Here is a 12,961-nt window from a genome sequence, read left to right as displayed (position 1 = left end):
GAACATGATCGACTTCGAACCCAAATACATCACCTTCGATTGCTACGGCACCCTGACCAAGTTTCATCTGGCCGACATGACCCGTGAAATGTACGGCGACGTGCTCAAGGGCGAAGACATGGATCGCTTGATTGCGTTCTTTTCCGGGTATCGGCGGGACGAAGTGCTGGGCGCGTGGAAGCCATATCGCGATGTGATCGTGAATGCGTTCAGACGTGCATGCGAGCGCATGAACGTGGCGTTCGACGAAGCCAAGGCTGAAGCGTTCTACACCGCCGTGCCGACCTGGGGTCCGCATCCGGATGTTCCCGAAGGCCTGTCGCGCCTCGCGAAGAAGTACAAGCTCGTCATTCTCTCGAACGCGTCGAACGACCAGATCCAGAGCAACGTCGACAAGCTCGGCGCGCCGTTTCACGCCGTGTTCACAGCCGAGCAGGCGCAGTCGTACAAGCCGCGCATGCCGGGCTTCGAGTACATGTTCAAGCAGCTCGGCTGCAACCCCGAAGACGTGCTGCACGTGTCGTCGAGCTTGCGCTACGACCTGATGACCGCGCACGACATGGGCGTGAAGCACAAGGCGTTCGTGAACCGAGGCCACGAGCCGTCGACGCCTTACTACCAGTACACCGAAGTCAAGGACATCCCGGATCTCGCCACGCAACTGGGCCTGTAAAAGGTCTTGAGGATCGCATCGATGAAGCTCGACTCCTACTGGCTCGATACCTCGCCGCCGCTGCGATCGGCAAGCGCGGGTCCGCTCGACGGCCGTGTCGATGTCGCCGTGATCGGTGGGGGCTTCACCGGTCTGTCGGCCGCGCTCGCGCTCGGCAAGCGCGGCGCTTCGGTGGCGGTGCTGGAAGCAGGGCGCATTGGCGGCGGTGCATCAGGGCGCAACGGCGGACAGGTGAACACCGGTGTCGCGCAGGATTTCGCGGCGCTGGTCGAGCAGCTTGGCGTGGTCAAGGCCCGCGCCTGCTACCGCGCTTATGCGAGCGCCGTCGATACGGTCGAGCGGCTGATACGCGAAGAAAACATCGATTGCGATTACCTGCCGTCGGGCAAGCTCAAGCTGGCCTCGAAACCGCATCACTTCTCGCATCTGGAAAAGACCGCCGAAGTCATCCGGCGCGAAGTCGATATGAACATCGAGATCATCGGACGCGATCAGATTCGCTCCGAGATCCAGTCGGACAGTTTCCACGGCGCGTTGCTGCAGCGTCATGGTGGCCAGATGCACATGGGCCGGTTCACTGTCGGTTTGGCGGATGCCGCCGCGCGATACGGCGCGAAGCTTTATGAAAACGCGGGCGTGAGCGTGATCGAAAAGGACGGCGAGGGCGCCTACCGGATCGTGTCGGCGCGGGGTGAGATCAGGGCAAAACAGGTGCTCGTGGCTACGGGGCCTTCACGACAGGGGCCGTTCAACTGGTACAGGCGCAGGCTCGCGCCGGTTGGATCGTTCATCGTGGTGACGGAGCCGTTGCCGGCGCACTTGATAGCCGAGGTGTTTCCGAATCGCCGCGCCTATACGACCACGCGGCTGATGCACAACTACTTTCGCGTGACACCGGATTCGCGCTTGTTGTTCGGTGGACGCGCGCGTTTCACGGCGTCGGAACGGCCATCGGACGCGAAGAGCGGGCGGATCCTGCAGCAAAACCTTGCCGCGATGTTCCCGGCGCTGGCGCAGGCGCGCATTGATTACTGCTGGGGCGGTCTTGTCGATATCACCGCTGACCGCCTGCCCCGCGCAGGTCAGCACGAAGGCATTTATTTCTCCATGGGTTACAGCGGCCACGGCACGCAGATGTCGACGCACATGGGCCAGGTCATGGCTGATGTGATCGATGGCCGCGAGAGCGCAAATCCATGGCGCGAGTTCGAGTGGCCGGCCATTCCAGGCCACACCGGCAAACCCTGGTTCCTGCCGCTCGTTGGCACGTATTACCGCATCAAGGACGTGTTCGTCTGAGCCCGCAGGGCACCCCGCTGTTTCCCCCAATACGCTGTATTCCAGACACTCTCGCGGAGAAGTTCGAATGAACAAGCAACACATGGAACATGCCAATGCCGCGCTCGCATCCGAACTCGAGAACCTGACCCGGCGCGGTGCGTCGCGGCGCGACGTCTTGCGGGCAATGGCCGCGGCGGGCATGGCGACGCTTACCGGCGCAGGGCTTCTCACTGCCAGCAGCGCAGCTCAGGCGCAGGCTGCAGCCAAGCCGCAACAAGGCGGCAAGATACGGGTGGCGACGCAGTCGGCGTCCGCGGCCGACACCCTCGACCCCGCGAAGGGCGCGCTCGGCACGGACTACGTTCGCGCGAACATGTTCTACAACGGCCTGACTGAACTCGACTCCCATCTTGGCGCGACGATGGGGCTCGCCGAATCGCTGGACACCAAGGACGCGACGGTATGGATCGTCAAGTTGCGCACTGGCGTCCAGTTCCACGATGGAAAGTCGCTCGCACCCGCTGACGTGGTCTATTCGCTGATGCGTCACAAGGACCCGGCGACGGCATCGAAGGCCAAGACGCTCGCGGACCAGTTCAAGGAAGTAAAAGCGACAGGTGCGAACGAAGTCACGATCACGCTGGAAGGCGCGAACGCCGATCTGCCGGTGATCCTCGCGGACTCGCATTTCCTCATCATCAAGGACGGCACGACCGACTTCAAGACGGCGATCGGCACGGGTCCTTACAAGGTGAAGGATTTCTCGCCCGGCGTGCGCACGGTCGGTGTAAAGAACGAAAAATACTGGAAACCGGGCCTGCCGCATCTGGACGAGATCGAACTGATCGGTATTGGCGACGAATCCGCCCGCGTGAATGCCTTGCTTTCCGGCGATGTCCAACTGATCAACGCGGTCAGTCCGCGCTCGACCGAGCGCATCAAGACCTCTCCGGGCTTCAAGGTGCTGGAAACGAAAACGGGCCAGTACACCGACCTGATCGTGCGCGACGAAGGCGGAATAACCGGCAACGACGATTTTCGTCGGGGTATGTTCTATCTACTGGATCGCGAGCAGATCAAACGCGCGGTGTTTCGCGGCTTCGGCACGATTGCGAACGACCAGCCAATCGACCCGACGAACAAGTACTACATGGCGGGCATTCCCCAGCGTCCCTACGACCCGGAGAAGGCCAAGTTCTATTTCAAGAAGGCGAAGCTCGGCAGCGATCCGATCCAGATCTTTGCTTCCCCGGCGGCCGAAGGTTCGGTCGAGATGGCGACGCTCATGCAACAGGTCGCGCCGGCAGCGGGCTTGAACCTCCAGGTGACGCGGGTTCCATCCGACGGTTACTGGTCGAATCACTGGATGAAGCATCCGCTCGGCTTTGGCAGCGTGAACGCGCGTCCGAGCGCAGACGTGCTGTTCACACAGTTCTTCAAGTCGGACGCGCCGTGGAACGAAGCCAACTGGAAGAGCCCGAAATTCGACCAGATGCTGGTGGCGGCGCGCGGTGAACCCGACGACGCGAAGCGCAAGAAGATCTACGGCGACATGCAGGTGCTGGTGCATGAAACAGGCGGCATCGGCATTCCGATGTTCCAGAGTTCGCTCGATGCCTACACGAGCAAGCTGCAGGGACTCGGATCGATTCCGCTCGCAGGCCTGATGGGTTTCGCGTTCGCGGAGCATGTCTGGCTCACGAGCTGAGCGCGGGCCGTCGGCTAGCCGTTGTCAGGCCGTTCGGCCAGGTATCAGGTGTTGCGCGCGCCGCGTACTGCGAGCGCGCGGTCTCAACGAAGGAGGCGAATCCATGCAAGCTCACGCGCAAAGACTCATCGCCGCGCGCCTCGGCATTGCGCTGCTCACGTTGCTGCTCGTGTCGGCGGTCGTGTTTGCCATCACGGGCCTGCTTCCCGGCGACGCCGCGCAGCAGGCACTCGGGCAGGCCGCGACACCGCAAGCCGTGACGGCGCTGCGGCATCAGCTTGGTCTCGACCAGCCTGCGCTGCAACGCTACTTCGAGTGGCTCTATCAAATTGTTTCGGGCAATTTCGGTACGTCGATGTCGAACAGCTTGCCGGTCAGCCAGATGATCGCCACGCGCCTGCCTAACTCGCTCGTGCTGGCGGGACTCACGACGATCGTGTCCGTGCCGGTAGCCTTGCTGATCGGGATTTCATCGGCGATGTTCCGCGGCTCGCTGCTCGACCGCGTGCTCAACGTGCTGACGCTTTCCACCGTCGCGGTGCCGGAGTTCCTGATTGCGACCATCGCAGTGCTGGTCTTCGCGGTGAAGCTGCGCTGGCTGCCGGCGTTGTCCTACTTGTCGGAAGTGTCGTCGTTCGGCGGTTTGCTGCGCATCTATGCCATGCCCGTGATGACGCTGTGCTGCGTGATCGTGGCGCAGATGTCGCGGATGACGCGCGCCGCCGTGCTCGACCAGCTCAATAGCTCGTATGTCGAGATGGCGATCCTCAAGGGTGCGTCGCCCATGCGTGTCGTGCTTCGCCACGTGTTGCCCAATACCATTGGTCCGATTGCCAACGCCGTGGCGCTGAGCCTCTCGTATCTCTTCGGCGGCGTGGTGATCGTGGAATCGATCTTTAATTATCCCGGCCTCGCGAGCCTGATGGTCGATGCCGTCACCAACCGCGACATGCCGCTCGTCCAGGGCTGCGTAATGGTTTTTTGCGCGGCTTACCTGGCGCTCGTGCTGATTGCCGATCTGGCTCAAATCGTCTCCAACCCGAGGCTGCGTCAACGATGAACCGACCTGCCCATCCCCCTCTGCCGCATGCCGGCACCGAGCTTTACAGCGATCCGGCGGTCGACGCGACAGGCATACCGGTCACGCCGGGCGCGCCCATCGTGGAAATCGCCCCTAAGAGGCAAGGCCTCTTCAAGCGGCTCCTGCGGCGCTTCTCGGTGCTGGGTCTTATCGGCCTCGTGATCGTGCTGTTCTGGATGATCATTGCATTCATTGGACCGCTGATCGCGCCTTACAAGGCCGGCGCGCTGTCTTCGGTCGACGTGTTCGGGCCGTCGAGCCGCGCCTTTCCGCTGGGCACCGATTACCTCGGCCGCGACATGCTCAGCCGGATTCTCTACGGCACGCGCTATACGGTCGGCCTCGCGTTGATGGCCGCGCTGCTCGCGAGCGTGATCGGCACGTTCTTCGGCCTGCTCGCGGCGGTGTCAGGCCGATGGCCGGATGAAATCATGAGCCGTCTCTTCGATGCGCTCATCTCGATTCCGAGCAAGGTGCTCGCGCTGGTCGTGATCGCGGCGTTCGGTTCGTCTATTCCGATGCTGACCGGCGTCGCCGCGCTCGCCTACATTCCCGGCGCGTTCCGGATCTCGCGCTCGCTCGCGGTGAACCTGATGACGCTTGAATACGTGCAGGTCGCCCGGGCGCGCGGCGAGGGCCTCTTCTATATTGCGCGCCGCGAAGTGTTGCCCAACATGATTCATCCCATGCTCGCCGACTTCGGCTTGCGCTTCGTGTTCATCGTGCTGCTTTTGAGCGGACTGAGTTTCCTCGGTCTTGGCGTGCAGCCGCCCAATGCCGACTGGGGGTCGCTCGTGCGCGAAAACATCGGCGGCCTCGCGGACGGCTCGCTCGCCGTGCTGATGCCGGCCATTGCCATCGCGACGCTCACGATCGGCGTGAATTTGTTCATCGACAACCTGCGCCGCCGAGGCTCGCGTGCGCAAGGAGGTGCGTGATGTCAACTTATACGGCCACTCATACGTCCACTTATACGAACCCCGAAGCCGATACGGGCAGCAGCATGATCGAGGTCAGGGGCTTGCGCGTGGTTGCGGGCGCGGCGCCCGATCCGGTGGTCGAGATCGTGAAGGGCGTGGACTTCACGGTCAGGCGCGGCGAAGTGCTGGCGCTGATTGGCGAGTCGGGGTCGGGCAAGACGACAATCGCGCTGGCGCTCCTCGGCTATGCGCGCGCAGGATGTTCGATCAGCAGCGGCTCCGTGCGAGTGGGCGAGTTCGATGTGCTCTCGCTCGACGTGAAAGGCCGGCGCGCGCTGCGTGCCCGCACGGTAGCGTACGTTGCGCAGAGCGCGTCGGCGGGTTTCAATCCGGCGCGCACCATCATGGATCAGGTCACGGAACCGGCGCTGCTGCACAAGCTCATGTCGCGCGATGCGGCGCGTGCGAAAGCAGTCGGCTTGTTCCGCTCCCTCGCGTTGCCGGAGCCGGATACGATTGGCGAGCGCTATCCGCATCAGGTCTCGGGCGGACAGTTGCAGCGCGTGATGGCCGCAATGGCGCTGATCACGGACCCGCAAGTAGTGGTGTTCGACGAACCCACCACCGCGCTCGACGTGACAACGCAGATCGAAGTGCTGGCGGCCTTCAAGAAAGTGATCCGTGAGCTCGGAACGACGGCAATCTACGTGTCGCACGATCTTGCGGTCGTCGCGCAGATGGCCGACCGGATCGTCGTGCTCAACGGCGGCTGCGTGAAGGAGAACGGGCTGGTGGCGCAAGTCCTCGACGCTCCCGCCGATGCCTACACGCGGCAATTGCTCGCGGCCACGCGCAGGCCCGAACCCGAAGCAATCGTGCGCACTCGTGCGGAGTCGCTGAAGGGTCCGTTGCTCGAGATTCGCGCACTTTCGGCGGGATATGGCCGTGTCGACCGGTTCGGCGTGCCTGCGGTGCGCGTGCTGGACGACGTCGGCCTGTCCATTGGACGCGGCAGCGCGCTTGGCGTCATCGGCGAATCGGGTTCCGGCAAGACGACGCTTGCGCGCGTGGTCGCGGGACTTGTCGGCCGGGCGCGCGGCGAAGTGTTCTTCGACGGCAAGCCGCTGCCCGCTCAATTGTCGCAACGCACGGCAGAGCAGTACCGGCAGATTCAAATCGTGTTCCAGAACGCCGATACCGCATTGAACCCGAGCCATACGATTGCCGACATTCTCGGACGTCCGCTCAATTTCTATCACAAGCTGCGCGGGTCGGACGCGCGCAAGCGCATGCTGGAACTGCTCGACCTGGTGAAGCTGCCGGCGTCGATTGCCGGGCGCACGCCCGCGGCCCTCTCGGGTGGACAAAAGCAGCGGATCAACCTCGCACGCGCGCTCGCGGCGAAACCGTCGTTGATTCTCTGCGACGAAGTCACCTCTGCCCTCGACACCGTGGTCGGCGCGGCCATCCTGGACTTGCTCGCGGAGTTGCGCCGTGAGCTTGGTGTGTCGCTGATGTTCATCAGCCACGATATTTCGACCGTGCGTTCCATCTGCGACGAAGTGATCGTGCTGTATGCGGGTCATCGCGTGGAAGCGGGCCAGCGCGACGTGCTCGCGGCGCCTCCGTACCACCCGTACACGGAATTGCTGGTCGGCTCGGTGCCCGCGTTGCAGCCGGGCTGGCTCGATGCGCGCCGCGAGATCGGCGAGACCGTGCTGCCTGCAATGGGTCCGAGCGAGGATATTGCAGAGCTGTGCAGTTTTCGCGGGCGCTGCGGGGTTCGTATCGACGGAATGTGCAACGCCACGCCGCCTTCCATGAAGAAGCTGCCGTCGGGCGCTGAGATTCTCTGTCATCACTCGCTCGCCGAACTCAACCGCATGCAAACCACGGAGACCGTCGCAGCATGAGCGGACGTTTCGTGCGGCTGGCCGAGACCGGGCGCAAAACTTTCACGATCACCGTCGACGGCGTGGAACGCCAGGCCGCGGTCGGAGACACGCTGATGGTCGCGTTGCTGACCAGCGTGAAGTCACTGCGGGATTCCGAATTCGGCGATGGCCGGCGCGCGGGATTCTGCCTGATGGGAGCATGCCAGGACTGCTGGGTGTGGACGGCGGGCGGCGAGCGGCTGCGCGCATGCAGTACGGTGGCGCAGCCGGGCATGTCGATCGTGACCCGACTCGGGTCGCACGAGGAGGGCGTATGGCCGCGCGTGTGATCGTGATCGGCACGGGGCCCGCAGGCGTGCGTGCGGCGCAGGAACTGGTGTCGGGCGGGCTTCGCCCCACCGTGATCGACGAAGGCGCGAAGGACGGCGGCCAGATCTACAGGCGGCAGCCCGACGGCTTCACCCGTTCATATGCAACGCTCTATGGCACGGAGGCCGCGCATGCGCAGTCGTTGCATCTGGACTTCGATGCGCTCAAGGGCAAGATCGACTATCTGCCCCACACGCTCGTCTGGAACATCACACCAGGCACGGTGCATCTCGTGAGTGACGCGCAATACCGGACCATGGAGTTCGATGCGCTCATCATCTGCAGCGGCGCAACGGATCGCCTGCTGCCGGTAAAAGGCTGGCAGCTCGCAGGCACCTACAGTCTCGGCGGCGCGCAGGTCGCACTGAAATCGCAAGGCTGCGCAATCGGTGCGCGCGTCGTGTTCATGGGTACCGGCCCGCTGTTGTATTTGGTCGCGGCGCAATACGTGAAAGCGGGCGCAGGCGTCATGGCGGTGCTGGACACGTCCACGTTTGCCCAGCGTCTTCGCGCCTTGCCGAAGCTCCTGGCCATTCCCGGTGCGCTGAAAAACGGTATCGCGCTGATCTCGGTGCTGCGGCGCGCGGGCGTCAGGATCTATCGCGGCGTGCGGCCGATGGAAATTACCGGCACGCCGGAAATCGGCGTCTCGGGTGTGCGCGCTGCATCGCAAAGCGGCGTGCCCGTCGATATCAAGTGCGACGCCGTGGCGCTCGGCTATCACCTTCGGCCCGAAACCCAGCTTGCGGATCTCGCCGGTTGCGAAATGCGCTTCGACGAAGCCGCGCAGCAATGGCTCGTCGCGATCGATGACGAAGGTCGCAGCAGTATCGATGGGATTTATATTGCAGGCGACGGCGCCCGCGTGCGCGGCGCGAATGCCGCCGAATGCAGCGGACGCATTGCCGCGCTGGCCGTGCTGAAAGCCGCCGGCATGCAGCCGGAAGGGATGGCCGAATCGATGTCGAAGCACAAGACCGAGCTAGCCCGCTTCAGTCGATTTGCCAATGGCCTGCGCGTTGCGTTTCCATGGCCGTCGCGTCTCGTGGCATCGATGCCCGACGAAACCATTGTCTGCCGATGCGAAGCGGTCACCGCCGGCGAGTTGCGCCGCGTGGTGCGCGAGACGGGCGCGAAGGAAGCCAACAGGGCGAAAGCGTTCTCGCGTGTCGGCATGGGGCGTTGCCAGGGACGATACTGCGCGCATGCGGGCGCCGAAGTGATTGCGGCAGCAGCTTCGGTGCCGTTGTCGTCAGTCGGACGGCTGCGTGGCCAGGCGCCGGTCAAGCCGCTGCCAATGGCGCTCGTCGAGGAGCCCGGCGAATGACCGCGTTGAGTCAATCTGCCACCCGCGCCGATGTGATCGTGATCGGCGGCGGCATCATGGGCACGAGTACAGCGTTCTTCTTGCGGCGTCGCAATCGTTCGGTGATCCTGCTCGAACGCGGTCTTACGGGACAGCAGGCGAGCGGCGTAAATTTCGGCGGCATTCGAAGGCAAGGCCGCGCGCTGCCACAACTCGCCATGGCCAGCCGTGCGCTCAGGACCTGGCAGAACGCGCGTGAACTGCTTGGCGAGGACGTCGAATTCCTGCCGTCGAGCCATACGCGGGTCTGCTATCACGCACATGATGCCGAGTATTTCGACCGCTACGCGCAGGAGGCGCGCGAATACGGGCTCGATCTCGAAGTGTTGCACGGCGAAGCCGTGTTCAGGCGCTTTCCGTTTCTCGGCCGCGAGGTGCTGTCCGCGTCCATTTCTCCACTCGACGGTCATGCCAATCCACGACTTGCCGCACCGACGTTCGGCCGTGCGGCGGCGCGTCTCGGCGCGTTGATTGTCGAGAATACGGAGATCGTTCGCGTCGATAAGGACGGCGATACATTCCGCGTGGAAAGCGCGAACGGAACCGTGTACCGTGCGGCGCAGGTCGTGATCTGTGCGGGCGCGTGGGCGAGCAAGCTCAGCGGGCAGTTTGGAGAGCCCGTGCCCATTCGGGCGAGCGGCCCGCAGATGGCGGTGACCGAGCCGGTGCCTTACGTCTTCAAGGCGTCGATGGGCGTCTATACATCGATCAAGGAAGAAAGCGTTTATTTCAGGCAGATTCCGCGCGGCAACATCATCCTGGGCGGCGGTCCTCCCGGTCGCGCCGACGCCGCCACGCGGCGCGCCAGCGTGCTGCCCGAAAACACCGTGCGCCAGATGAAGCAGTTTCGCCGCATGGTGCCGGCGCTGGGCGCACTCAACGTGATTCGCGTATGGAGCGGCGTGGAGGGGTATCTGCCCGACGGCGAACCGGTGATCGGTCCGAGTTCGAAAGTGGACGGTCTTTTCTACGCGTTCGGTTTTTGCGGATCGGGTTTCCAGATTGGCCCGGGCGTCGGCGAGACGCTGGCTGAACTCATCGATACAGGCAGTACACCCATTGCGCTCGATCCCTTTTCCGTGCGGCGGTTCGCTGCCGAATCCATCATGCAACCCGCAGTGGCGCCGCCATGAAATCCACCGTAGCGCTCAGTGAAGCGCGCGCTTTCATAGAAGCGCATTTCGATGAACCCGTGACGCTCGCGCAGCTTGCCGAATTGTCGGCGTTGAGCGTGCCGCGATTCGTTACGGTATTCCGGCAACAGTTTGGGTCGTCGCCTTACCGGTACCTGTGCGGCTTGCGAATCGAGCGCGCGCAGATGCTGCTGCTGGCAGGCGTGCCCGGCTCCATGGTCGCGGCTGAAGTCGGTTTCTTCGACCAAAGCCATCTTGCGCGACACTTCAAGCAGTTTTGCGGCATGACGCCGACCGCGTTCCTGAAGCGAGCGCGCGGCAAGGCCACCACGCACGAGCACAGCGCCCTCGTCAATTCAGCACCAGCCCCGCGCTTTTGAGCGCATTGCGCACGCCAAGACCGGGATATGCGATCTCGACCGTGCGCATGTCCGAGCGTGTCTCTTCGATGATCCAGTCGCGCACCGATTTCACGATCGGCCGCAGTGGCCGGTTGGGCGGCGAAACCAGACAGCAGCGGCGGTGCGTTGCAATCAGTTCCTGCTCCGCCGGCATCAACGCGCCTTGCGCAATCCAGTGCGACACCACGTTCAGCCAGCCGAGCGCCACGCCCTGACCGAGCAGCGCGGCTTGAACCACGATGGCGTAATCGTTGAAACTGAGCATATGCGCTGCGCGCCGCCGATGTCCGGCGAACGCTGCAAAGCGGTCGTGCCAGCCGCGCTCTTCGTCGTCCATGACGATCACCGTGTCTTCGTGCTCGCCTGCTGAATTAATTAACCGTTGATCGTGATAGCGCTGGTTGCACACCGGCAGCAGGAGTTCGGGCATGACGAGGACGCTGTTTTCATCGATCTCGTCCTGAGTCACGAACCGCATGCCGAGGTCCACGTCGATCAGCGGACCGCCAATACGCCCCGAAATCAACTGGAATCGCAGGTCCACCGACGGAAACGCCTTGTTGAGCCGGTTCATTCGCGGCATCAGCCAGTGCGTGGTAAAGGCCGTGGAAACCGAGAGCGTCACGGATTCCACACCGGTCGAACGCGCTTCGATCTCGCGAATCGCCCCCTCGATACCGTTGAACCCCTCCGATATCTTCCCGTACAAAATGCGGCCGTTTTCCGTCAGTTCGATACCGCCGCGCGCCCGCTCGAACAACTGCACGCCGAGATGGTCCTCCATGCGCGCCAGCATCCGGCTGACTGCCGGCTGGCTCACATACAGTTCCTGTGCGGCGCGCGTGAAGTTTCCACAGCGCGCCGCGGCCTCGAAAACAAACAGCGCGTTGGCGCTCGGCAGTTTCTTGCGTAGATTGGGCATGACCTCATGTTATGCCTGATCCAACAATTCGGGAATTGCCGCCAATAAAAACGCGCCGTATATTTGATTTCACCGATGCATGAAAACCCATGTTCCGGCATGAATACCAACGAGAGAAACCAGCATGGATGCAAGGGCGAAAGCAGGAGTATCGATCCGGTCGGCTGCAAAGCGCTACGGCCCGGTTGTCGCACTCGACGACGTTTCGCTCGATATCGCGCCCGGCGAATTCGTCTCGTTGCTCGGGCCGTCGGGTTCCGGCAAGACCACCTTGCTCGGCATTCTCGGCGGCTTCGTCCAGCCGAGTTCCGGCTCGGTCTGGGTCGGCGATCGCGACATTACATTCGCGCCGCCGCACAAGCGTGACATCGGCATCGTGTTTCAGAACTACGCGCTGTTTCCGCATATGAGCGTCGGCGAGAACGTCGCGTTTCCGTTGCGCGCACGACGTCAGCCAAAGGCCGGATGGGCCCGCAAGGTGGCCGACGCACTTGCCATGGTGGAACTCGGCGGATACGAGAGCCGCGGCATCAGCCAGTTGTCGGGCGGGCAGCGCCAGCGCGTCGCGCTCGCGCGCGCCATGGTGTTCGAGCCGCAACTGATCCTGATGGACGAACCACTCTCGGCGCTCGACAAGCAATTGCGCGAAACCATGCAGATCGAACTGCGGCGCCTGCACACGAAACTCGAGGCGACCATCGTCTACGTAACACACGACCAGCGTGAAGCGCTGACCATGAGCGACCGCGTCGCCGTGATGCGCAACGGCAAACTGGTGCAGATCGACACCCCGAGCGTCTCTACGACCGGCCTTGCGACGCTTTCGTCGCGAGTTTCATCGGCGAGGCGTCCATGTTGCCCGTCACGCGTGCAGGAGAAGACGCCGTGATGCTCGGCAACACGCTGTTGCGCACGGCACATCCGCTGCCGCATGGCGACACGCTCCTGCTTGCGGTGCAAACGGAAAAACTCGTCATCGATACCGCGCTGAACCACCCCGGCGTGAACCGGCTTGTCTGTCGCGTCACTGAAGTGCTGTATCAGGGCGAAAGCCTGCGCGTGTTCGCAACGCTTGCCGACGGCACGGCCATCAGCCTGCGTCAACCCGGCAGTCATGACGCACGTCAGCGCATCCCGGCTGCGGGCGCGCAAATGACGGTCGTGCTCGATCCGCAGGACACCATCGTCGTGCCTGGCTGAATCTTTCCAACG

11 protein-coding genes and 1 pseudogene are annotated in these 12,961 nt (G+C 63.3%); 11 read left to right on the top strand and 1 reads right to left on the bottom strand.

The features are described from left to right. Positions 1-4: 4 nt before the first annotated feature. The 10 genes from AX768_RS20830 (at position 5) to AX768_RS20785 (ending at position 10,806) form a co-directional block, all read left to right on the top strand. A complete protein-coding gene (locus AX768_RS20830; RefSeq protein ID WP_062002378.1) occupies positions 5-673 on the top strand; it encodes a haloacid dehalogenase type II in 669 nt (222 codons plus the stop codon). 21 nt (positions 674-694) lie between these two features. Beyond that, positions 695-1,972, top strand: a complete 1,278-nt coding sequence (locus AX768_RS20825; RefSeq protein WP_062001919.1) for an NAD(P)/FAD-dependent oxidoreductase — start codon at positions 695-697, stop codon at positions 1,970-1,972. A 67-nt stretch (positions 1,973-2,039) separates the two neighbouring features. After that, entirely contained in the window at positions 2,040-3,662 is a 1,623-nt protein-coding gene (locus AX768_RS20820; RefSeq protein ID WP_062001918.1) for an ABC transporter substrate-binding protein, read from the top strand. Between the two features lie 103 nt (positions 3,663-3,765). Continuing rightward, positions 3,766-4,722, top strand: coding sequence for an ABC transporter permease (locus AX768_RS20815; protein WP_062001917.1), 957 nt, complete (start codon positions 3,766-3,768; stop codon positions 4,720-4,722). After that, positions 4,719-5,681 (top strand): ABC transporter permease, encoded by a 963-nt coding sequence (locus AX768_RS20810; RefSeq protein ID WP_062001916.1) that lies wholly within the window; start codon positions 4,719-4,721, stop codon positions 5,679-5,681. The genes AX768_RS20815 and AX768_RS20810 overlap by 4 nt, the downstream gene beginning before the upstream one ends. 65 nt (positions 5,682-5,746) lie before the next feature. Beyond that, a complete protein-coding gene (locus tag AX768_RS20805) occupies positions 5,747-7,576 on the top strand; it encodes an ABC transporter ATP-binding protein (RefSeq protein WP_062002377.1) in 1,830 nt (609 codons plus the stop codon). After that, a complete protein-coding gene (locus tag AX768_RS20800; protein ID WP_062001915.1) occupies positions 7,573-7,887 on the top strand; it encodes a (2Fe-2S)-binding protein in 315 nt (104 codons plus the stop codon). The genes AX768_RS20805 and AX768_RS20800 overlap by 4 nt, the downstream gene beginning before the upstream one ends. Then, complete coding sequence (locus tag AX768_RS20795; RefSeq protein ID WP_062001914.1) at positions 7,872-9,254, top strand: FAD/NAD(P)-dependent oxidoreductase; 1,383 nt, start codon at positions 7,872-7,874, stop codon at positions 9,252-9,254. Before AX768_RS20800 ends, AX768_RS20795 begins: the two co-directional genes overlap by 16 nt. Next, the gene (locus tag AX768_RS20790) at positions 9,251-10,426 is read left to right on the top strand and encodes an NAD(P)/FAD-dependent oxidoreductase (RefSeq protein ID WP_062001913.1); all 1,176 of its coding nucleotides are present in this window, start codon (positions 9,251-9,253) and stop codon (positions 10,424-10,426) included. Before AX768_RS20795 ends, AX768_RS20790 begins: the two co-directional genes overlap by 4 nt. Then, positions 10,423-10,806 carry a helix-turn-helix domain-containing protein gene (locus tag AX768_RS20785; protein WP_062001912.1) on the top strand — a complete coding sequence of 128 codons (384 nt, stop codon included), beginning with the start codon at positions 10,423-10,425 and terminating at the stop codon, positions 10,804-10,806. The genes AX768_RS20790 and AX768_RS20785 overlap by 4 nt, the downstream gene beginning before the upstream one ends. Here AX768_RS20785 and AX768_RS20780 read toward each other — a convergent pair. Continuing rightward, positions 10,778-11,749: a LysR family transcriptional regulator gene (locus AX768_RS20780; RefSeq protein WP_062001911.1), complete on the bottom strand. Its 972-nt coding sequence runs from the start codon at positions 11,747-11,749 to the stop codon at positions 10,778-10,780. The two genes, AX768_RS20785 and AX768_RS20780, sit on opposite strands and share 29 nt — an antisense overlap. Positions 11,750-11,873: 124 nt before the next feature. Here AX768_RS20780 and AX768_RS20775 point away from each other — a divergent pair. After that, positions 11,874-12,949, top strand: a pseudogene (locus AX768_RS20775) (ABC transporter ATP-binding protein). Positions 12,950-12,961 lie beyond the last annotated feature (12 nt).

The sequence above is a fragment of the Burkholderia sp. PAMC 28687 genome (assembly GCF_001577465.1).
GTDB lineage: Bacteria > Pseudomonadota > Gammaproteobacteria > Burkholderiales > Burkholderiaceae > Caballeronia.
Note: the sequence above shows the minus strand (reverse complement) of the source record. Positions and strands in the feature narration are given on the sequence as shown.

Bases quoted from the DNA above. Each gene is read 5' to 3' on its own strand.
- AX768_RS20830 (WP_062002378.1), top strand. From the start codon at position 5: ATGATCGACTTCGAACCCAAATACATCACCTTCGATTGCTACGGCACC.
- AX768_RS20825 (WP_062001919.1), top strand. From the start codon at position 695: ATGAAGCTCGACTCCTACTGGCTCGATACCTCGCCGCCGCTGCGATCG.
- AX768_RS20820 (WP_062001918.1), top strand. From the start codon at position 2,040: ATGAACAAGCAACACATGGAACATGCCAATGCCGCGCTCGCATCCGAA.
- AX768_RS20815 (WP_062001917.1), top strand. From the start codon at position 3,766: ATGCAAGCTCACGCGCAAAGACTCATCGCCGCGCGCCTCGGCATTGCG.
- AX768_RS20810 (WP_062001916.1), top strand. From the start codon at position 4,719: ATGAACCGACCTGCCCATCCCCCTCTGCCGCATGCCGGCACCGAGCTT.
- AX768_RS20805 (WP_062002377.1), top strand. From the start codon at position 5,747: ATGATCGAGGTCAGGGGCTTGCGCGTGGTTGCGGGCGCGGCGCCCGAT.
- AX768_RS20800 (WP_062001915.1), top strand. From the start codon at position 7,573: ATGAGCGGACGTTTCGTGCGGCTGGCCGAGACCGGGCGCAAAACTTTC.
- AX768_RS20795 (WP_062001914.1), top strand. From the start codon at position 7,872: ATGGCCGCGCGTGTGATCGTGATCGGCACGGGGCCCGCAGGCGTGCGT.
- AX768_RS20790 (WP_062001913.1), top strand. From the start codon at position 9,251: ATGACCGCGTTGAGTCAATCTGCCACCCGCGCCGATGTGATCGTGATC.
- AX768_RS20785 (WP_062001912.1), top strand. From the start codon at position 10,423: ATGAAATCCACCGTAGCGCTCAGTGAAGCGCGCGCTTTCATAGAAGCG.
- AX768_RS20780 (WP_062001911.1), bottom strand. From the start codon at position 11,749: ATGCCCAATCTACGCAAGAAACTGCCGAGCGCCAACGCGCTGTTTGTT.